Annotated in this window: 14 protein-coding genes; 3 read left to right on the top strand and 11 right to left on the bottom strand. The window is 73.2% G+C overall.

The annotated features are described in order from the left end of the window. Positions 1–42: 42 nt before the first annotated feature. A complete protein-coding gene (locus ASF78_RS05025) occupies positions 43–1,314 on the bottom strand; it encodes a Glu/Leu/Phe/Val dehydrogenase (protein WP_056585388.1) in 1,272 nt (423 codons plus the stop codon). An 81-nt stretch (positions 1,315–1,395) separates the two neighbouring features. Further along, a complete protein-coding gene (locus tag ASF78_RS05020; protein ID WP_056585386.1) occupies positions 1,396–1,788 on the bottom strand; it encodes a hypothetical protein in 393 nt (130 codons plus the stop codon). A 202-nt stretch (positions 1,789–1,990) separates the two neighbouring features. On the opposite strand from ASF78_RS05020, the gene ASF78_RS05015 reads away from it, so the two are divergent. Next, a complete protein-coding gene (locus ASF78_RS05015) occupies positions 1,991–5,260 on the top strand; it encodes a bifunctional proline dehydrogenase/L-glutamate gamma-semialdehyde dehydrogenase (protein ID WP_056585384.1) in 3,270 nt (1,089 codons plus the stop codon). Positions 5,261–5,312: 52 nt separating this feature from the next. Here the strand turns inward: ASF78_RS05015 and ASF78_RS05010 are convergent, their stop codons facing one another. The 5 genes from ASF78_RS05010 to ASF78_RS04990 form a co-directional block, all read right to left on the bottom strand. Further along, complete coding sequence (locus tag ASF78_RS05010; protein ID WP_056585382.1) at positions 5,313–6,353, bottom strand: LacI family DNA-binding transcriptional regulator; 1,041 nt, start codon at positions 6,351–6,353, stop codon at positions 5,313–5,315. 137 nt (positions 6,354–6,490) lie between these two features. Next, complete coding sequence (locus tag ASF78_RS05005) at positions 6,491–7,405, bottom strand: carbohydrate ABC transporter permease (protein WP_056585380.1); 915 nt, start codon at positions 7,403–7,405, stop codon at positions 6,491–6,493. Beyond that, positions 7,402–8,409, bottom strand: coding sequence for a carbohydrate ABC transporter permease (locus ASF78_RS05000; RefSeq protein WP_056585379.1), 1,008 nt, complete (start codon positions 8,407–8,409; stop codon positions 7,402–7,404). Before ASF78_RS05000 ends, ASF78_RS05005 begins: the two co-directional genes overlap by 4 nt. Before the next feature lie 88 nt (positions 8,410–8,497). Beyond that, positions 8,498–9,799 carry an ABC transporter substrate-binding protein gene (locus ASF78_RS04995; protein ID WP_235518387.1) on the bottom strand — a complete coding sequence of 434 codons (1,302 nt, stop codon included), beginning with the start codon at positions 9,797–9,799 and terminating at the stop codon, positions 8,498–8,500. A 287-nt stretch (positions 9,800–10,086) separates the two neighbouring features. Continuing rightward, a complete protein-coding gene (locus ASF78_RS04990) occupies positions 10,087–10,629 on the bottom strand; it encodes a DUF2505 domain-containing protein (RefSeq protein ID WP_056585377.1) in 543 nt (180 codons plus the stop codon). A 100-nt stretch (positions 10,630–10,729) separates the two neighbouring features. Between ASF78_RS04990 and ASF78_RS04985 the strand changes: the two genes are divergently transcribed. Continuing rightward, entirely contained in the window at positions 10,730–12,211 is a 1,482-nt protein-coding gene (locus ASF78_RS04985; protein ID WP_056588180.1) for a sensor histidine kinase, read from the top strand. Positions 12,212–12,364: 153 nt separating this feature from the next. Here ASF78_RS04985 and ASF78_RS04980 read toward each other — a convergent pair whose 3' ends face one another. After that, on the bottom strand, positions 12,365–12,613 hold the full coding sequence (locus ASF78_RS04980) for a WhiB family transcriptional regulator (protein WP_055912771.1): 249 nt from the start codon (positions 12,611–12,613) through the stop codon (positions 12,365–12,367). Positions 12,614–12,996: 383 nt separating this feature from the next. On the opposite strand from ASF78_RS04980, the gene ASF78_RS04975 reads away from it, so the two are divergent. Further along, positions 12,997–13,392, top strand: coding sequence for a hypothetical protein (locus ASF78_RS04975; protein WP_056585375.1), 396 nt, complete (start codon positions 12,997–12,999; stop codon positions 13,390–13,392). Here the strand turns inward: ASF78_RS04975 and ASF78_RS04970 are convergent. The 3 genes from ASF78_RS04970 to ASF78_RS04960 all read right to left on the bottom strand — a co-directional run bounded on the left by ASF78_RS04970 (position 13,374) and on the right by ASF78_RS04960 (position 20,508). Further along, positions 13,374–17,009, bottom strand: a complete 3,636-nt coding sequence (locus ASF78_RS04970) for an FtsK/SpoIIIE domain-containing protein (protein ID WP_056585373.1) — start codon at positions 17,007–17,009, stop codon at positions 13,374–13,376. The two genes, ASF78_RS04975 and ASF78_RS04970, sit on opposite strands and share 19 nt — an antisense overlap. A gap of 107 nt (positions 17,010–17,116) precedes the next feature. Then, positions 17,117–19,708 (bottom strand): ABC transporter permease, encoded by a 2,592-nt coding sequence (locus tag ASF78_RS04965; protein WP_056585370.1) that lies wholly within the window; start codon positions 19,706–19,708, stop codon positions 17,117–17,119. Then, complete coding sequence (locus tag ASF78_RS04960) at positions 19,708–20,508, bottom strand: ABC transporter ATP-binding protein (RefSeq protein ID WP_082494801.1); 801 nt, start codon at positions 20,506–20,508, stop codon at positions 19,708–19,710. The genes ASF78_RS04965 and ASF78_RS04960 overlap by 1 nt, the downstream gene beginning before the upstream one ends. Between the last annotated feature and the right edge of the window lie 75 nt (positions 20,509–20,583).

Below are 20,583 nucleotides of genomic sequence, written 5' to 3'. Positions count from 1 at the left end.
GTCAGCAACACCTGCACCCCCGTCGGTACTCCCGGGAACGCGTCAGGGGTAGAGGCCGCGGATCTGGTGCGCCTCGGCGACGCGTCGCACCCCGATGGTCAGGGCCGCGTCGCGCAGCGAGATCCCCTCGGCGCTGGCGACGGCGGCCACCGCCCGGTGGGCCGTGATCATGCGGTGCTCGAGCCGGTCCTCGATCTCGCGCTCGGTCCACCAGTACGCCTGGTTGGCCTGCACCCACTCGAAGTAGGACACGACGACACCGCCGGCGTTGGCCAGGATGTCGGGCACGACGACCACGCCGCGCTCGGCGAGCACCCGGTCACCCTCGTGCGTCGTCGGGCCGTTGGCGGCCTCGACCACCCACCGCGCTTTGACCCGGCCGGCCGCCTCGGCGTCCAGCACACCCTCGACGGCGGCCGGGATGAGCAGGTCGACGTCGAGCGCGAGGAGCTCGGTGTTGTCGATGGCCTCGCCGCCCTCGAAGCCGACGACGGTGCCCGTCGCCGCCACGTGGCGTTCGAGCGCGTTGATGTCGAGCCCGTCGTTGTTCCTGACACCGCCTTGCTCGTCGCTCACCGCCACCACGCGGGTGCCCGCGTCGTGCAGGAACCGGGAGGCGTGCGACCCGACCTTGCCGAACCCCTGCACCGCGGCGCTGACCTCGCGCAGCTGCACGCCCGCGTCGCCCAGCGCGGCGACGGCCGAGTGCACGACCCCGCGGGACGTGGCGGTCGCCCGACCGAGGGAACCCCCGACGGCCAGCGGCTTGCCGGTCGTCACGGCGGGGATGGTGTAGCCGAGGTTCACGGAGTACGTGTCCATGACCCACGCCATGGTCTGCTCGTTGGTGCCGATGTCCGGCGCCATGATGTCCCGCTCGGGGCCGATGATCGGCATGATCTCGCTGGTGTAGCGCCGGGTGACCCGCTCGAGCTCGGCCTGGCTGTACAGCCGGGGGTCGATGGTGACACCGCCCTTGGCGCCGCCGTACGGCACGTCGACGACCGCACACTTCCACGTCATCCACATGGCGAGCGCCCGGACTTCGTCGACGTCGACTCCGGCCGAGTACCGCAGCCCGCCCTTCGCCGGTCCGCGGGAGATGTTGTGCTGCACGCGGTACCCGGTGAAGAGCTCGATCTCGCCGTCGTCCCGACGCAGGGGGACAGCGACGTTCATCTCGCGCCGGGGTGTGGCGAGCATGCGGTGGAGCCCCTCGGTGTAGCCGAGGATCTCGACTGCACCGGCAAGCTGTGCCTTGGCGGTGGCGAGGGGCGTGGTCTGCTGCGGGGTCTCCGCTGTGAGGTCCGTCACGTGCTCACTGTGGCATCACCGGGCGCCCGCGCACGTGAGGACCGACAGGCGAGCCGTGCGTGTCCGACCAGCGGGCAGGGGTCAGCAGATCTGTGCGTCGTCGATCGGCTTCACGATCGACCCGCCGAGGTGCCGCGAGTGCCGGGCGGGGACGAGGACACAGGTCCCGAACGTGCCGTTGAGGTACACGGCCTTGACGAAGATGTCCGTGGACCGGCAGTTGTAGACGCGCACCGTGTAGTAGGTGGGGTGGTTGACGTAGACCCCGGTCAGCCACTTGCAGAAGGCCTCCTCGTTCTCGATCGTGGCGAACGGCTGGACGACGCCACCCGAACCCCGCTGCACCTCGAGCAGCGCGGGGTCGAGGCGGTCGGCCGCGACCGCCGGCGCGGCGGCGACGATGCCACCGGCGAGGAGGGCCAGGGCGCTCAGGCCGGAGAGCAGGGCGCGGCGGGTGCGTGCAGGTGTCGGCATAGGTCTTCCCTCGGGGTCGACGTCGGCGTCGCGTGCGGTTGCGCTCACCCTGACGACTGCCGACGCGGTGGTCAACCGGCATCCGAGCGACGGACGTCGCACGGACGGCGCTTGACAGCCAGACTGGGCCCAGGCCGGATCCGGCCGACTTGCACAGCGAGGTGCGGCCGCGACCCGGCCGGCCGGCGGACGAAGGAGCAGCATGTCGACGACTGACGACGTCACCGAGGACGCGATCCGGCTGGCCCGGTCCTGGCTCTCGGCGACGGCGGAGGGCCAGACGGCCACGGAACGGCGCACGACGGGGCGGCTGGCGGCCCTCGTCGCGGACCCGGCGGGTCTCGAGCTCGCGGTGCGGTTCGTGGACCGGGTGGCCCGCCCGCAGGACGTCCGGGTCGCGGCCCGGGAGCTCGCCGGTCTCACGTCGGGCGCGGCGGCGAGCTTCCTCGGACCGCTCGACCGGGCGATGCTCGGGGTCGGTGCGCTGGTCGCGCCCGTGCTGCCCGACGTCGTGGTGCCGGCCGCCCGGATGCGGCTGCGCAGCCTCGTCGGCCACCTCGTCGCCGACGACGGTCCCGGTCTGGCCGGGCACCTGACCGCGACGCGGGCTGAGGGCTTCCGGCTCAACCTCAACCTGCTCGGGGAGGCCGTGCTGGGGGAGCGGGAGGCCGCGGCACGGCTGGCCCGCGTGACGGCACTGGTCGAGAGGCCCGACGTGGACTACGTGTCGGTGAAGGTCTCGGCGGTGGCCAGCCAGCTCTCCACGTGGGACACCGACGGGAGCGTCGAGCGCGTCGTCGACCGGCTGCGGCCCCTGTACCTGACCGCGGCCCGGCACGGGACGTTCCTCAACCTCGACATGGAGGAGTACCGCGACCTCGCCCTGACGGTGCGGGTGTTCGAGCGGCTCGTCATGGACCCGGACCTGCTGGACGCCGAGGCGGGCATCGTGCTGCAGGCCTACCTACCCGACGCGGCCGACGCCCTCGACGAGCTCACGGCGATCGCGGTCGCACGTCGCGCCGCCGGTGGCGCCCGCCTCAAGGTCCGCCTGGTCAAGGGCGCCAACCTCGCGATGGAACAGGTCGAGGCCGAGCTGCACGGCTGGCCGCAGGCACCGTACGGCTCGAAGGCGGAGGTCGACGCGGCGTACCTGCGGCTCGTCGACCGGTCCCTGGACCCTGCTCGGACGTCCGCCTTGCGGGTCGGCGTCGCCAGTCACAACCTGTTCCACGTCGCCGCCGCCCACCTGCTCGCGCAGCGGCGGGAGGTCAGCGAGGCGCTCGACGTCGAGATGCTCCAGGGCATGGCACCCGCCCAGGCGCGCGCGGTGCGGGACGAGGTCGGCGCGGTCCTCCTGTACACGCCGGTGGTCGCCCGGCACGACTTCGACGTCGCGATCTCTTACCTGGTGCGGCGTCTGGAGGAGAACTCCGCGAGCCAGAACTTCCTGCACGCGCTCTTCGCGGAAGGCGCCGCGATGGACGCCCAGGAGGCGGCGTTCCGCGAGGCGTTCCGTGACCGCGACGAGCCGTCGACCGCGGCCCGGCGCTCGGGTCGCCCGCCCGTCGACGCCGCCTTCACCAACACCCCGGACACAGACCCCGCCGTGGCAGCCTCCCGTGCATGGGCACGGGCCCTGGCGGATCGGGACGTGCCGGTGCCGGCGGGCGCGGTCACGGTCGCCACGACGGACGACGTCGACGCGGTCGTCGCGCGTGCCGCCGCGGCGCTGCCCGCCTGGGCCGCGACATCGCCCGAGGACCGTGCCCGGGCGCTCCACGCGGTCGCCGTCGCGCTGGAGGGCGCCCGGGCGGACCTCGTCGCGACGATGGTCCACGAGACGGGCAAGACCGTCGCGGAGGCCGACCCGGAGGTCAGCGAGGCCGTCGACTTCGCCCGCTACTACGCCGACCGGGCGGCCGAGCTCGCCGACGGCTCCGTCCCCGGCGCCGTGCACCGCCCCACCGGTCTCACCGTGGTCACGCCGCCGTGGAACTTCCCGGTGGCGATCCCCGTCGGTTCGGTCCTCGCCTCCCTCGCCGCGGGGAGCCCGGTGCTGGTCAAGCCGGCACCCCAGGCGCTGCGGTGCGGGCAGGTCGCGATGGCGGCGATCCAGCGCGGGCTCGACGAGGCAGGCGCACCCGGCGGCATCCTCACGGTCGTGCTGAGCCCCGAGGGGGACGTCGGACGTCGGCTGGTCACCCACCCCGACGTCGCCCGCGTCATCCTCACCGGCTCCATCGAGACCGCGCAGCTGTTCGCCGGCTGGCGGACCGACCTCGACGTCCTCGCCGAGACGTCCGGCAAGAACGCGCTGGTCATCACCCCGTCCGCCGACGTGGACCTCGCGGTCGCCGACCTGGTGCGCTCCGCGTTCGGGCACGCCGGCCAGAAGTGCTCTGCGGCGTCCCTGGCGATCCTCGTCGGCTCCGCGGGTCGCTCCGACCGGTTGCGCCGCCAGCTCGCCGACGCCGTCGCGTCCCTGCGCGTCGGGCCGGCGACCGACCTCGGCACGTCCGTCGGTCCCCTGACCGAGCCGGCGAGCGGCAAGCTCCTGCGCGCCCTGACCACGCTCGACCCCGGCGAGTCGTGGCTCGTCGCGCCGCGGCAGCTGGACGGCGAGGGCCGACTGTGGAGCCCTGGCGTGAAGTACGGCGTCGCACCCGGGTCCTGGTTCCACACCACGGAGTGCTTCGGTCCCGTGCTCGGGATCATGCGCGTCGAGACCCTCGACGAGGCGATCGACCTGCAGAACGCCGTGGCGTTCGGACTCACCGGTGGGCTGCACTCCCTCGACGAGGCCGAGATCGACCACTGGCTGGACCGCGTCGAGGTGGGCAACGCGTACGTCAACCGGCACATCACCGGGGCGATCGTGCAGCGCCAGCCGTTCGGCGGGTGGAAGGCGTCCACCGTCGGTCCCGGTGCCAAGGCCGGTGGACCTCACTACGTCGCGCAGATCGGCGACTGGCAGGACTCCGCCGAGGTCCCGCAGGACGACGACGCCTGGCTCGCCTGGGCGCAGGCCGACGACGCACGCGTGTGGGCCGACGAGCTCTCCCGCGAGCACGACCCGTCCGGGTTGCGCGTCGAGGCCAACGTCCTGCGCTACCGGCGTGTCCCGCAGCTCACCGTCCGGACCGGCTCCGACGCACCCGCCCGGGAGGTCGACCGGGTGTGCCACGCAGCACGGACCGCCGGGATCCGCGTGACGGTCAGCGACGTCTCCGGTGAGTCCCACGAGGCGTTCGCCGCGCGGGTCCGCGCCGGTGCGGTGACCGGCCGGGTACGGGTGGTCGGATCGGCGCCCGGCCTGCGCGACGCAGCGGCGACGCGCGTCGGCGAGGTCACGGTGCTTGACGGACCCGTGCTCGCCAGCGCCGCGCGCGAGCTGCTCACGGTCGTCCGCGAGCAGGCGGTGAGCCGCACGCTGCACCGGTTCGGGCACGTGCCGCCGACGACGGACTGAGGAACGCGCAACGGCCCGGTGGGACGTCCCACCGGGCCGTTCGTCCGAGCGTCTACGCCGAGGCGCGGATGACCAGCTCGGGCGCGAAGATCAGCGGCGGCGACGGCGGCGCACCGTTCAGCTGGTCCAGGAGACGGGCACCCGCAGCGCGAGCCATCGCGACGACAGGCTGGATCACGCTGGTCAGCGGGGGAGTGGTCGACGCCGCGACCCCGAGGTTGTCGTACCCGACCACGGCGATGTCCCCCGGGACATCCTTGCCGTGCTCGGCCAGCACGCTGAGCGCGCCCGCTGCCATCAGGTCGGACGCGATGAAGATGGCGTCGACGTCGGGGAACCGTGCGAGCAGCTCACGGACGGCGATCGTGCCGGAGGCCATCGTGAAGTCCCCGCGCACCACCGCGTCGTCCGGCATCCCGGCGGCACGGATCGCGTTGCGCCAGCCGGTGAGTCGGTCGATGCCGGCGGACATGTCCGCCGGACCGGCGATCGTCGCGATGCGTCGACAGCCCCGGTCGATGAGGTGCTGGGTGGCCAGCCGACCGCCCTCGACGTTGTCGGTGTCGACGTACTGGACGTCGCGCTCGTCCGCGGAGAGCGGGCGGCCGACGAACACGTTCGGCACGCGGCTGATCTGCAGTGCGCGGTCGAGCTCGTCGTTCGCGTGGTGCGACACGACGATCGCACCGTCGACGTGACCGTTGCGCAGGTAGCGGACCGTGCGCTCGCTCTCACCCGGCCGGGCGATGACGAGCACCACCTGCATGTCCGAGTCCGCGAGCGAGGTGCTCAGCCCGTTCAGGGTGCCCGCGAAGAACGGGTCGGACAGCACGCGCTCGTCGGGCTCGGGCACCACGAGGGCGATCGAGTCCGTGCGCTTGGTGACCAGCGAGCGTGCAGCGCGGTTCGGGGTGTACCCGAGATCGGTCACCGCGGCCTCGACCGAGGCGAGCGCCTCGGGAGACACGCGCAGACCACCGTTGATGGCGCGGGAAGCTGTTGAGCGTGAGACACCGGCGCGCTCGGCGACCTGCTCGAGCGTCGGCGCGGCAGGCCGCGCAGGGTCCACGTGGACCGGGATGTTGTCGACCACCGTTGGTCTTCCCTCCTGTGGCTGCCGAGGCAGCGATGACTAGCTGGTGATGAGAAAGGCGGGGTGCTGGGGTAGCACCCCGCCCTTCCCATCCACCGGGCTCACGCCCGGGGCGTGCCACGAACAGTGTGCGCGGATCAGCCCTTGACGGCACCCTGCATGATGCCGGCGACGAGCTGACGGCCGGCGATGAAGAACAGGATGATGAGCGGGATCGTGGAGATGGTGACGCCCGCCATGATCAGGGACATGTCCTTGAAGTACGACGCCTGGAGCAGCTGGAGGACGACCGGCAGAGTCGGGTTCTGCGGTCCCAGGACGATGAACGGCCAGAAGAAGTTCGTCCACGACGAGACGAACGTGAAGAGGCCGAGCATCACGGCCGCCGGGCGCGCCGCCGGGAGGGCGATGTGCCAGAAGGTCCGGATCATCGATGCGCCGTCGACGCGAGCGGCCTCGACGAGCTCGTACGGCAGGGCCGACTCGAGGTACTGCGTCATCCAGAAGACACCGAACGCGGTGACCAGACCCGGGACGATGACGGCGACGAGCTTGCCGGTCCACCCGAGCTGGGACATGACGATGAACAGCGGGACGATGCCGAGCTGCGTCGGCACGGCGGTCGTGGCGATGACGAACACCAGCAGGGCGTTGCGTCCACGGAACCGCAGCTTGGAGAACGAGAACCCGGCCAGCGTGGAGAACAGCACCACGGAGAGCGCGGTGATCGTCCCGACGATGATCGAGTTGCCGAGCGCCTTCCAGAACGGGATGTCGCCGTTGAGGACCTTGCCGACGTTCGTGAAGAACTCGCCCTGCGGGATCAGCGACGGGATCGGGTTCTGCGCGATGTACGCCGAGTTCGACGACGCGAGCAGGAAGGCGTAGTACAGCGGCGCGATGGCCAGGGCGACCGCGACGCCGATCAGGGCGTACGTGACCCAGCCCGGCCGGCGCTCGGAGCCTGCGGCCGTCGAGCGGCTGCGCCCGGCGGCGCGGGCAGCGCCGCGGCCGGCGGTCTGCTGGATGACCGGGAGCGAGGGGGCGCTCATCGGGAAACCTTCTTCCGCTTGGTCGTCGACGAGTCGGACGAGATCCTGCGCGTGATCGAGAAGTTGATCAGGCCGATGACGAGGATGATGACGAACAGGATCCACGCGACCGCGGACGCTCGTCCGAAGCTCTTCTGGTTGCCCCAGCCGAGCTCGTAGATGTACATGGTCGCCGTCATCCACTGGCGGCTCGGGCCACCTTGGCCGGTCTGGTCGAACAGGCGTGGCTCGTCGAAGATCTGCAGGCCACCGATCGTCGACGTGATGACCACGAAGATGATCGTCGGGCGCAGCATCGGGACGGTGACCGAGAAGAACTGGCGCACCCGCGTGGCACCGTCCAGGACGGCCGCCTCGTACAGGTCGCGCGGGATGGCCTGCATCGCGGCGAGCAGGATCAGCGTGTTGTAGCCGGTCCAGCGGAAGTCCACCATCGTCGCGATCGCGATGTGGCTGGGCAGGATCTGCGCGTGCCAGCCGATCGGGTCGATGCCGACGTAGCCGAGCACCGTGTTGATGAGACCGGACTTGTCGGCGAAGAGCTTGCCGAAGATGAGGCTGACAGCGACCGGCGCGACGACGTAGGGCAGGAGGACGCCCATCCGCCAGAAGGTGCGCGCGCGCAGGTTCGCGTCGAGGAGGGCCGCGAGCACGATCGCGATGATCAGCTGGGGGACCGTCGACAGGAGGAAGATGCTGAACGTGTTGCGCAGGCTCTTCCAGAAGTTCGGCTCCTGGACGACGAACAGGTAGTTCTCGAAGCCGACGAAGGCACCCTTGCCGCCGATCAGGTTCCAGTCGTGCACGGACACGTAGGCCGTGTACACGAGCGGGAACAGACCCGTGAGAGCGAAGAGGATGAAGAACGGCGAGATGTAGAGGTAGGGCGAGACCTTGACGTCCCAGCGACCGAGGGTCTGGCTGAAGCCGACCCGGCGCGGGGCGCGCTCGGGGTCGCGCAGCCGACCGCTGTCGAGCTGGGGTGGGGTGGTGGAGGTGGCCATCAGGTGTCCTTCGTGGCGGTGGTCAGGAGCCTACGCGGGCAGGGCCGGGCCGATGGATTGACCCATCGGCCCGGCCCCGTGGCGTGCGTCAGCCGAGTGCGTTGACCGCGGAGACGAACGTGTCCCACTGTGCAGCGGCGTCACCACCGTTGACGTCGACCTCGGTCAGAGCCGACTGCATCGCGTCGTTGACGGCGAAGTAGTTCGGGCCCTTGAACGGGGCGACGATGCCGACGGCGCGGTTGGCCAGGATCTGGCCGGCCGGGGCGTCGTTGAAGAACGCGTTCGTGGAGCTGAGCAGCTCCTCCGAGGCGAGCGCCTCGACCTGGCTCGGGAACGTGCCCTTGTTCTTGTACGCCTGGATCTGCTGCTCCGGGGCGGTGAGCCACGCAGCGAGCTTCTTGGCCTCTTCAGGGTGCTTGCTCTGCGCGGGAACGGTCAGGAACGAACCGCCCCAGTTGCCGGCACCGCCGGGGAAGACGTCCGCGATGTCCCAGCCGACGACGCCGGCGGAGTTGCCCTCGATGACACCGAGCATCCAGCCCGGGGCCAGCATGGTCGCGAAGCCGTCCGTCTGGAACGAGGCGGTCCAGTCGTCGCTCCACTGGCCGAGGTGCGCCGACAGGTTGTCGGTGACCGAGGCGGTGGTGACGGCGTCGTAGATCTCCTTGACCTCGGGGTTGGTGGCGGCGATGATCGTGCCGTCCTCCTCCTCGTAGGCGTTCTCGACCTGGTTGATCATGCCCTGGTAGATGGCACCAGCAGCGTCGAAGAAGGGCTTGCCGGTCGCCTCGGTGTAGCGCTTGCCGAACGCGAAGTAGTCGTCCCACGTGGCGTCGGCGCCACCGAGCTCGGCAGCGACCTCCTCACGGGTGGAGGGCAGGCCGGCCGCGGCGAGCAGGTCGCTGCGGAACGCGATGGCCTCCGGGCCGATGTCCGTGCCGTAGCCGAGGAGGATGCCGTCAGGCGTCGTGGCCTGCGCGACCTTCCAGTCGAGCCAGCGGCCGTCGAGGGCCGGGTCCGACAGGTCGGTGAACTTCTCCGGGTACGTCATGAGCTCCGGAAGCCAGTCGATCTCGATCATCTCGATGTCGGAGGAACCCGAACCCGACGCGAGGCGCGTGTTCAGGTTGTCGCGGGCCTCGTTCGAGGTCGCGGCCTTCTTGTTCTCGATCGTGATGCCCGGGTTCTCGGCCTCGTACGCGGCGAACATCTCGTCCGTGTAGCCGGGCTCGTTGAACGTGCCCAGCGTCAGGGTGATGTTCTCGGAACCGCCCTCAGAACCCTCGTCGCTGGGCGTCTCCGCGTTGCCCGAGCAGGCGGTGGCGAGGAGGGCGATGCCCGTGACCCCCGCCGCGGCTGCCCACATCTTGCTGGTGGTCTTGCGCACTGTGACTCCCTTGTCAGTCGGACGGCGTCCTCGCCGTACCCCTAGGGCACCCGTCGTCCACCCACCGAAGGGGGCGTGCGAACATCGGGTTGGGCCGTGTGGACCCGGCGCGGTCACGTTCCCTTCCGCAGTGATTGCGGGAGCGTTCCCACGCGCTGCGGAGTACTGTCGTCGGCGCCTCACCGAGTGTCAAGGACGAGGAGTGGGGGAAATGCCGTGGTAGCGATCCCACACCGACGTTCCTGCAGGTCAGAGCGATATGGACATCGGTCCGTGTTACCGAATCGTTACGGCTGCGGAGCCTGTCCGTGACCATCGGCAGGACCGCCGGCCCGACCGCTGATCCACTCGCGTGCCACACCCTGCTCGACCTCCAGCGCAGACCGGATCGCACCGGCGGTCGCCTGCTCGATCGCGGAGGCGAAGAGCGGCACGCTCGCGCGGAGCTCGCCGTCGTACGTCACCGTCGTCGCACCCGTGCCGGTCGGGGTCAGTGCGGTGCGTCCGCTGAGCCGGACGGGGGCGCCGGCGATCTCCACGACGACCGTCCCGACGCGGGACCCGTCCGGCGCGGGTGCCTCCCACGCCTCGACCTGCCGCACGTCGATCTGGCTGCCGACGAAGCTCCGCAGATGGGCAGGGATCTGGTCGGTGGGCAGGGCTCGCCGGGTCGTCACCGTGAACGCGTCGGCCGCGGAACCGGTGATGTCCACGTGCTGCTCGAACGCGCCGCTGGCACGGACCTTCTGGTGCACGTACTCGGGGTCCGCCAGCAGCAGCGCCGCGGCGTGCGCGTCCGTCGGGAGGTCGAGAGTCACGCTCAGTCGCACGGTGGGTCCTTCGGTGATCGAGTCGGTGGCTCCGAGGCTATCCGCCCACGTCCTGGCCGTCCTGCTCACCACCGGTCCGCCGCCACCTACCCTGGTGCCCGTGTCCACGCTGAGCACCCTCGCCGCTCGATACGCCGCGCTCGATGCTCACGACCTGGAGTGGCTGCACCTTCTGGTCGGAGACTGGCAGGTGCTGTCCGACCTCGCGTTCGCCGACCTCGTGCTGTGGCTGCCCACGACGGACGGTGACTTCGTCGCGATCGCCCAGGCCCGTCCCTCGACCGGCGCGACAGTCCACTACGACGACGTCGTCGGGTCGAGCGCCCCGGAGGGCCAGCGGCCCCAGCTGCAGCGGTCGCTGGACGAGCGCGCCGCGCAGCGCTCGCGCGAGCCGCGCTGGTTCGGGTCGTACGCGGTGCGCGAGGAGGCCGTCCCCGTGGTCCGGCGCGGCAAGGCCATCGCGGTGCTCGCCCGTCAGACCAACCTGGGAGGAGCGCGCACCCCCAGCCGTCTCGAGCTCAACTACGTCGAGGCGGCCGACGACGTCTTCGCGATGGTCGGTCGGGGTGAGTTCCCCGCTCCCGACGCCCCTACCGGGCCGCGCCGCGGAGCCCCGCGCGTCGGGGACGGGCTGGTCCGCCTCAACTCCGAGGGCGAGGTGCTGTACGCGAGCCCCAACGCCCTGTCGTGCTTCCACCGGCTCGGCGTGGTGGGCGACCTCGTCGGGCGGTCGCTGGTCGAGGTGACCGCCGAGCTGATCGAGCAGCACGACACCGTCGACGAGTCGATGCCGCTGGTGCTCATGGGGCGTGCTCCGTGGCGGGTCGACGTCGAGGCGCGCGGGGTCGCGCTGTCGCTGCGCGCGGTACCCCTGACCGAGCACGGGCAGCGGGTCGGTGCGGTGCTGCTGTGCCGCGACGTCTCGGAGCTGCGGCGCCGCGAGCGCGAGCTCATCACCAAGGACGCCACGATCCGCGAGATCCACCACCGCGTGAAGAACAACCTCCAGACGGTCGCGGCCCTCTTGCGGCTCCAGTCCCGGCGCGTGGCGTCGCCCGAGGCCAAGGAGGCGCTCGGTGAGGCGATGCGGCGGGTCGCCACGATCGCGCTCGTGCACGAGACGTTGTCGCAGACGCTCGACGAGAGCGTGCCGTTCGACGACCTCGTCGGTCGCAGCCTGCGGCTCGCCGCGGACGTGGCGACGGAGGGTGCGCACGTGCGCACGCTGGTGCGCGGGTCGTTCGGGTCGATCCCCGCGGAGGACGCCACGGCGCTCGCGCTCATCCTGACCGAGCTGGTCACGAACGCGGTCGAGCACGGGTTCGAGGGGCGCGAGTCGGGGACGGTCGAGGTCATCGTCGCGCGGCAGGACGACGCGCTGCGCGTCGAGGTGGCCGACGACGGGTCCGGGCTGCCTACCGAGCGCGGGGCGGGTACCGGGCTCGGGACGCAGATCGTGTCGACCCTGGTCACCAACGAGATGCGCGGCACCATCGAGTGGGCGAGCCGCGAGGGCGGCGGCACGTCCGTGGTCATCGAGGCGCGGCTGCGTGGACCTCGGGACGCCGCGGCGCTGATCTGACGAGCGGCCACGAGCAACGCGGCAGACCTCGCGGAGGTCCAGGGGCCGCCGACCGGCCCGCAAGGTCCGACCCGGACGTGGCTCGGCCCGGACATGACTCAGCCCCGCCGCGCGGTGCGCAGCGGGGCCGGACGTCGAGCGGTGTCGGTGCGGTCAGCCGGCGCGGCGCTGACGCGCGGTGCGACGCTTGAGCGCGCGGCGCTCGTCCTCGGAGAGGCCGCCCCAGACGCCCGCGTCCTGACCGGTCTCGATGGCCCACTTCAGGCACGTGTCGACGACGGGGCAGCGGCGGCAGACGGCCTTCGCCTCGTCGATCTGCAGCAGGGCGGGGCCGGTGTTCCCGATGGGGAAGAACAGCTCCGGGTCCTCGTCGAGACACGCTGCGCGGTGGCGCCAATCCATGAGTTCTCTCCTAGGCACACGTCGAGGGACGCCCGGGGTCAGGGCGCGCGAGTCTGGACGCGAGATCGGGGGTGGGGGACGTACTGCATCAAGGCTCGCACCGGTCCGGTCACTCCACAAGGGTTACGAGGAGGTTTCATATCCGTAACGACTGAGGCGTTCGTCACACCTGTGGACCGGCTGTGCCTCGACGCGTCCCGCATGTTGCCGCAGGTGAGGGGGACAGTCGGACAAACGTCCAGGACCGGGCGTCGCCACCCGGCGGTGACGAACGACACGAGGTGGCGTGAGTCACCTCGGATCCGTGGTAACGGAGAGTGAGCGTCGGTGCAGGTCAACGGGGGCGGCGACACGTCGTGCGTCGCGTGCCTAGGCTCCTTCCTGTGACCGAACGCCGTCCCGCCGTGCTCCTCATCGTCTGCCTGCTGGTGATCCTCGAGGCCGCCGCCTTCCTCGGCCTGGCCGTCGCGTGGGCCGCCGACGTCGTGCGAGGGGCGGCGGCGATGCCGGGCGCGAGCCTGTTCCTCGTGGCATTCGCCGTGGGTGTCGCGCTCCTGCTCCTGCTCGCAGCCCGTGGGCTCTGGCGGGGTCGTCGGTGGGCGCGCTCACCGTTGATCATGTGGCAGATCCTGCTCGTGGTCCTCGCGATCAGCTGGCTCGGGGCGGAGCCGGCGGTCTGGCCCGTCGTGGTGCTGGTCGTGGCGGTGCTGATCGGCGTCGGGCTCCTGCTGCCCTCGGCGGTGGCCGCGACCGCGCACCGTCAGGACCCGCCGGCATAGACCTGCACGACGAGGCTGGCCCGTCCGGTCAGCAGGACTCCCCGTCCCGCGGGCCGACGGGACGGCTCGACGCACCACGCCGCGCGCGCACCCACGAGCTCGGCTGACGCGTGGTCGTGCACGTCGAGGACGAGAACGCGTCGTCGGCGGACGAGCGCCGCGACGGTGCCCCGGAACGCGTGCACCGCCGCCGCCGAGGTCACGCCGGCGACGAGGCTGAGGGACGAGGGCAGCTGGTCGTCGAGCTCGGGGTGGTCGCGCAGGAGATCGTCCAGGTCGTCGACGAGGAGCACCTCCGCGTCGCAGCCGTCCGCCACCGCCAGGTCCGCCGGTGTCACGTCCCGCACCCCGACCAGCGTGGTCCGCGGCCCACCGAGGGGGTCGACGAGGTGCAGGACACGCACGCCGGCCCGTACAAGACCGTGAGCCACCACGCTCAGCACCGTGGATCGGCCCGAACCGGGCGGTCCGGCGACCAGCAGCCCCTGCGCCACGTCCACGCGCACCACGCCCGCATCGTCGCCACCGAGTCCCAGGGGAACCTCGAGGTGGCCCGGCCCCGCGGTGACGTCCCGGGGGAGCTCCACGTGCTCGGGCAGGGGTCGCACCAGCACCACGGCGCGGTCCGGGCGGTGGGTCACCGCGACCCCGACGTCCGGCAGCCCGGGTAGGACGACCTGGCACAGGTCGGCGCCCGTCGCATGCAGGTGCACGGCCCTGCCCGGTGTGGTGCGACGGCCGGCCAGCGCCGCGGGCACCCCCGCGAGCGCGTCGAGCGCCGCGTCGGCGAGCGGGAGGACCAGGCGGTGGGCGAACGCGCCCGCGTGCTGCATCGCGGCTGCACCGGCGTCCGCCCCGGCCGCGAGCGCCGTGCCGTCGGCACCGCCGCGCCAGAGCGCCGTCAGCCGCTCGGTGCCCGCCCCCCGCGCGAGCCGTCCGAGCGAGTCCAGGAGCAGGTCGAGGCGGTCGACGAGGAGGAGCGCGCGAGGGCGTCCGGGCCCGGCCAGGAGCTCGAGCAGGCGGGCGACCGCGCGGGCGTCGTCCGTCTCCAGGTCGCCGCCCAGCAGTCCGTGCCGGTCGCCCGCCCGCAGCCGCTCGACCGCCGTCGGCGGCAGGCCGACCGTGTGCACGGACCAGCCCTGCTCGAGCCCGGCGAGGCCCGCGGTCACGAGGGTCGTCGTACGGCCGGACCGGGGGCCGCCCAGGACCAGGAGCGGCCCGTCGGTGGGGTCCCACCGCACCGCACCCCGGCGCTGCTCCTCGGGCAGGTCGGAGACCGCGAGGCCGAGGCCGTGCCCGAGCGGCACGTCGGCGGCGCGGACGACCGCCGGCAGGCCCGGCAGCCAGGGACAGCCCTCGCCCGGGGGCCGGTCGGCTGCCGCCAGCGTCGCGGCCCGCAGCCACTGCCCGCGCAGGTCGTCGCCCGGGGGACCGTCCTGCGGGGCCGGTGACCAGGCTGCGCCGTCGTCCGGGCGGGCGAGGCGCGCGGCCGGGGCGGCGGACACGTGGACGGGGCGCGCGACCTGGACCGGTTCGAGCGGCCGGGTCCCGCGTCGCACCCACGCGCGACCAGGGGTCGCCGGGTCGAGCCGGGCGGCGTCGGGGGCGTCCAGCACGTCGGTCGAGTCGGCCGGGTCGGTCACCCGCAGGGCGATGCGCAGGGCGACGTTCGCGCGCAGGTCGGCGCCGACCGCCCCCGCGGGGCGCTGCGTGGCCAGGACGAGGTGCACGCCGAGCGCCCGGCCCTGGGCCGCGATCCGGGTGAGCGCCGCGGACGCGTCGGGGACGTCCTCGGTGAGTGCCCTCAGCTCGTCCACCACGACGAGCAGGCGGGGCGGCGTCGTGGGGTCTGCGGGGTCGAGCTCCAGCAGGTCGCGGGCACCCGCCGCGGCCAGGACCCCTTCGCGTCGGCGCAGCTCCGCGCGCAGCGAGGCCAGGACCCGACGGGCGTGCGCGGCGTCGAGGTCGGTGACGTGCTCCAGCACGTGGGGGAGCCCGGCCACCGCCCCGAGCCCGGTCCCGCCCTTGAAGTCGACGAGCAGGATCGCGAGCCGGTCCGGCGGGTGCGTCAGCGCGAGAGTGAGGACGAGGGTGGTGAGCAGCTCCGACTTCCCGGCGCCCGTCGTCCCCGCGACCAGCGCGTGCGGCCCGTCGGCGACGAGGTCGACGCAGACGGTCCGGCCACCGGGTCCCAGCCCGAGCGCCACGACGAGTCCGCTGCGGGAGGTCGACCAGGCTGCGGCCACCTGGTCCGGCAGGGGGACGCCCTCGAGGGCGGCCAGCGACGCGCGCACGGGAAGGGTCGACTCGTCGCCTGCGCCGCGGCCAGCCGTCGCCCGGGCCGCCATCGCCGCGCGGACCTGTGTCAGGGCGAGGTCCGTGCCGACCGCCTGCCGGGGGACGTCGTGCACCCTGCCGTCCGCTCCGTGCAGCCGCACCGCGCGCGGTCCCACCTCGAGCCGTGCCCGGCACCACGCGGGAACCGCCGCCGAGGACTCGGCGAGCAGGAGCAGACGCTGGGACGCGGGCGCCGACGCCCTCCACCGGGCCAGTGCCGCGGGGTCCGGTGGGTCGTCCGCGACCACGAGCATCCCACCCGGACCGGGCAGCTCCGCGTCGGGCGCGGCCGCCCACACGCACCACGACCAGTCCTGCGGCCGGCGGGTGCGGACCACGAGCGCGGCGGTCAGGTGGGTGCCGAGTGTGCCGAGGGCGACCCCCCGGGCGACCGGCAGCGCCAGGGCACGGGGGCCCACGACCGCCAGGGTGCCTCCGGGGTCCCAGGGCTGGTCGACAACGACCGGGTCCTCTGCCCTGACCGCGGCGCGGGTGGTGGCGGCGACCAGGGCGGCGAGGTCCCGCACGGTCGGGTCCTCGCGGGAGTCGTGGCGTCGTCGCCACCGGGTGACGGCAGCCGTGCCGACGAGGACGAGGGGCACGGCCAGGCCCGCGAGGAGCAGGACGGGTTGGCGCAGGGCGACCGCGAGGGCGACGGACCCGAGGAGCGGTGCCAGCCATGTCGCGGGACGGGACTCGAGACCGGGCTCGGCGGCTCTCGGCACTTCGTCGCGGGTCGCGCCCCGCAGTGCGAGCGTGGTCGCGCCGAGGCGCAGCGGGCGGTGGGGACGCCAGCGCCGCCACAGCACTCCGTCGCCGCGCCGCACCCGCACGCGGTCCCCGCGTCGCCTGACCTGCACGCGGGGGAGCCCGGGATCGTCGACGGCCAGAGCAGGGTGGTGCAGGGCTGCACCCGCGGACGGGCCGACGGTCAGCTGCCCCGTCGGCGGCACGGCCGCGAGGCCGCCGCTGTCCGGACCTGCGACGACGGCGACGAACCAGTCCGCACCGACCGCGACCTCCGCGTCCGGTCGGGCGCCGGGCTCGGCGCGCAGGACGCAGCCCTCGACGAGCGGCGGCTGGCCGACGACGTGGTGCTCGTCGAGCACGGCGTCCGCGACGGACGCCCGGACACCCGCGCTCGCCCATCCCGCGTACCCGCTCACGCGGGCGAGGGCGGGGCGCAGCACGGACAGGGCGGTGCCGCGGTCCGCCTCGACGTCGGTCGGGACGAGACCGTGGCCGCGGGCAGGGTCGGGGTGGAGCACCGTGAAACGCACGGTCCGACCCTGCCGCGGTCGAGACGCAGGACCGGCCCGCCCTCGATGGTCCGGGGACGAGCCGGTCCGTCCACAGGCCCGCCGGTCGGCTCGGCGGCCCGGTGGTGTCAGTCGACCGCGAGCGCCGCGACGGGTGACGTGCGGGCGGCGGCCCGGCCCGGCAGCACCGAGGCGAGCAGACCGGCGGCCAGCGCCACGACGAGCAGGAACGCCAGGTCGGTCCACGGGACGACGAGGATGACGTCCCCGATCTCCCCGAACGTGATCACCGCCCCGGCCCACCCGTACAGGAGCCCGAGCCCCGCACCGAGGACCGCCCCGACGCCCGCGATGAGCATCCCCTCGACCGCGAGCATCAGGCGCAGCTGCCGGCGGGACAAGCCGATCGCCCGCAGGGTCGCGGACTCCCGACGCCGCTCCAGCACCGAGAGCGACAGGGTGTTGGCGACCCCGATCAGCGCGATCACGACGGCGACCCCGAGCAGCCCGATCACGATCGCGAGGAGCGTGTCGATCACCCGCTCGTTGGTGGCCCGCTCCGCACCGGCGCTGCTCACCTCCGCCGGGGTGTCCGGCAGTGCCGCCCGGACGTCCTGCAGGACGAGCGCCGGGTCGGCGCCCGGGTCGAGACCGACCCACAGCAGCGAGACGGGGGCCTGCGGCGCGAGCCGGTCGAGCGTTGCCGGGGTGACGAGCGCGTAGACGCCGCCCAGCTCGCTCGGCACCGCCCGGAGATCGACGGCGGAGCCACCGGGCACCGTCTCGGAGTCGTCCCCGAAGGCCTCGAACGCCGTCACCGGGGACGCCGTGCCGGTCGCCTGCTCCTCCATCCGCTTCGGGAGCAGCAGTGTCCCGTCGCGCAGACCGTCCGCGGTGCCCGGGTCGCGCAGCACGTCCGTCGCCGAGCCGTCGGCGGGTGCGGCGACCGTGACCCAGTCGTCGCCCAGCATCACGGCAGCGGTCCGCATCTCAAGCACGGTGTCGACCCCGGGCACCGCGACGACCGCGTCGCTGACGTCGGACGGCAGGCTCGTGACCTCCCCGTACACCGAGCCGTCGACCATGAGGTCCACCGGGTAGTGCTCGTCGAGCTCCTGCGCGAGGGACACGCGGGCGCTCGCGGCTCCGGTGCTCATCATCGCGACGAGCGTCGCGCCGATGAGCAGGGCAGCACTCGTCGCGGCGGTCCGGCGCGGGTTGCGCACGGTGTTCGCCGCGGCGAGCCGTGCGCTGGTCCCGGTGCTCGCCAGCGCGCGGCCGACCCAGGACACGACCTTCGGCACCCAGAACACGGCACCCACGAGCACGCCGACGAACGAGAGCCCACCGGCGAGCGCCCCGACCCCCAGGAGCAGCGTGGGGTCGGCCCGACCGCTGCTCGACAGCACGGTGGCGAGGAGCATGACCCCGACACCCCCGGCCGTGAGGAGCAGCGACAGCGCGAGCCGGACCCGGCCGGCGCGGGCGCCGACCGCAGGGGCCTCCGCCGGGCGCAGCGCCGCGATGGGCGACACCCGGGTGGCTTCCCGGGCGGGCACCAGCGACGCGAGCACCGTGACGACGGTCCCCACGAGGAGCGGCAGCAGCAGGACGGGCAGGGTCACCTGGATGGTGGACGGCAGCGGCACACCGAGGTCGAGCCGGCCCAGCACCATCAGCGCCGACTGCCCGAGCACGAGGCCGAGGACCAGTCCGGCGACCGACGCGACGACCCCGAGGATCGCCGCCTCCAGCAGCACGGAGCGGCGCAGCTGTCCCTTGCCGGCGCCGACGCAGCGCAGGAGGGCGAGCGTGCGGGTGCGCTGCGCGACGAGCACCTGGAACGTGTTCGCGATGACGAGGGCGGCGACGAGCAGGGCGACCGCGGCGAACCCGAGCACGACGGTGACGAGCACGTTGCCGCCGTCGGAGAACCGCGAGACGGCCTCTTCCGCGGCTTCGTCCCTGGTGAGGGCGTCGGCCCCGGGCGCGAGCGGACCGACGACGTCGAGCAGGGTCTCGGCGGCGACGCCGGGCTCGGCGGCCACGAGCGTCGTCGAGCCGAGCTCGGTCAGCGACTCGGCGCCGGACCAGCGCAGGGCGTCGGCAGGGGTCACGAGGCCGGCGCCGCCGCTCTGCGACCAGGCAGAGCCCGGGTCGGACGCGATGCCGGTCACGACGACGTCCTCGTCGACCGTCCGCCAGACCTCGTCGCCGTCCTCGGTGGGTGCCGTGGGTCCGGCGGTCGCGTCGTCGGCGGGCTCGGAGGTGGTCCAGCGGACCTGCACGTGGTCCCCGACGCCGACGCCGAGGGCTTCCGCGGTCGCGCTCGGCAGGGCGATCTCACCCGTCGCCGAGGGTGTGGCACCGTCCTCGACCACCAGCGAGCTCAGCCGCGGGTCGTCGGTGGTGGGCAGCATGAGCTGCCAGCGGCTCGTGCCGCCCTTGCGGACCTCGATGCCGGTGGGGGCCAGGACGTCGGCGGACTGGACGTCCGGCAGGGCGCGCACCGCCTCGAGCTGGTCGTCGGTCACGTCGCCGCCCAGCACGACGTCGGCGTCGGCGAGCGTCGCGGTGACGGCGTCGTACCCGGTCCGGGTCATCACGTTCCCGGCGATCAGGGTGGTGGCGACGAACGCCGTGCCGATCGCGATGGCGACGGCCGCAGCGGTCAGCCGGCCGAGACTGAGGCGCATCTGCGCCCAGGTGAGTCGCAGCATCAGAGGGCCGCCTGGTCGAGCGTGCGGAGGGCCTCGAGACCGGTCAGGACGGACTCCGGCGTCGGGTCGGCGATGTCGCCCGCGATCCGCCCGTCCGCCAGCAGCACCACGCGGTCCGCGTACGCCGCGGCCGTCGGGTCGTGCGTGACCATGATGATCGTGCGGCCCAGCTCACGCACGGACCGGCGCAGGAAGCTCAGCACCTCGGCGCCCGACCGGGAGTCGAGGTTGCCGGTGGGCTCGTCGGCGAAGACGACCTCAGGCTTGGCGATGAGCGCGCGCGCGATCGCCACCCGCTGCTGCTGACCGCCGGACAGCTCCGACGGCCGGTGCGTGAGGCGCTGGCCGAGCCCCAGCGTGGACACGAGGGTGTCGAACCACTCCCGGTCCACCGTGGTGCCGGCGAGCTCGAGCGGCAGCAGGATGTTCTGCTCGGCGGTGAACATCGGCAGCAGGTTGAAGCTCTGGAACACGAACCCGACCCGGTCGCGGCGCAGCCGGGTCAGCGCGGTGTCGTCGAGCGCCGTGATCTCGGTGGCGCCGAGCCGGGCGGTGCCCGACGTCGCCTGGTCGAGCCCCGCGAGGACGTGCATCAGGGTCGACTTGCCGGAGCCGGACGGGCCCATGATCGCGGTGAACGCGCCGGCCGCGAAGTCGACGTCGACGCCGTCGAGCGCACGGACCTCGGCAGCCCCCTGGCCGTAGACCTTGGTGAGCGACCGGGCGCTCACGGCGACCGGTGACCCGCCCGGCACGCGCGGCTGGTCCTCGTCGATCGGGCGGAAGACGGTGGTGTCCACGGAGGGGCTCCTTCGGGTGCGGTGATGACGTGCTCGACGCTACGGACGCGCCCCCCAGCCGCACATCAGGCCGCG

The organism is Cellulomonas sp. Leaf334, assembly GCF_001424195.1.
GTDB lineage: Bacteria > Actinomycetota > Actinomycetes > Actinomycetales > Cellulomonadaceae > Cellulomonas.
The sequence above is the reverse complement of the archived record's forward strand: the minus strand, read 5'-3'. Positions and strand labels throughout refer to the sequence as shown.

What these genes read in the sequence shown, in the direction of transcription:
- ASF78_RS05020 (WP_056585386.1), bottom strand. Translation starts at nt 1,788, where the DNA reads ATGCCGACACCTGCACGCACCCGCCGCGCCCTGCTCTCCGGCCTGAGC.
- ASF78_RS05015 (WP_056585384.1), top strand. Translation starts at nt 1,991, where the DNA reads ATGTCGACGACTGACGACGTCACCGAGGACGCGATCCGGCTGGCCCGG.
- ASF78_RS05005 (WP_056585380.1), bottom strand. Translation starts at nt 7,405, where the DNA reads ATGAGCGCCCCCTCGCTCCCGGTCATCCAGCAGACCGCCGGCCGCGGC.
- ASF78_RS05000 (WP_056585379.1), bottom strand. Translation starts at nt 8,409, where the DNA reads ATGGCCACCTCCACCACCCCACCCCAGCTCGACAGCGGTCGGCTGCGC.
- ASF78_RS04980 (WP_055912771.1), bottom strand. Translation starts at nt 12,613, where the DNA reads ATGGATTGGCGCCACCGCGCAGCGTGTCTCGACGAGGACCCGGAGCTG.
- ASF78_RS04965 (WP_056585370.1), bottom strand. Translation starts at nt 19,708, where the DNA reads ATGCTGCGACTCACCTGGGCGCAGATGCGCCTCAGTCTCGGCCGGCTG.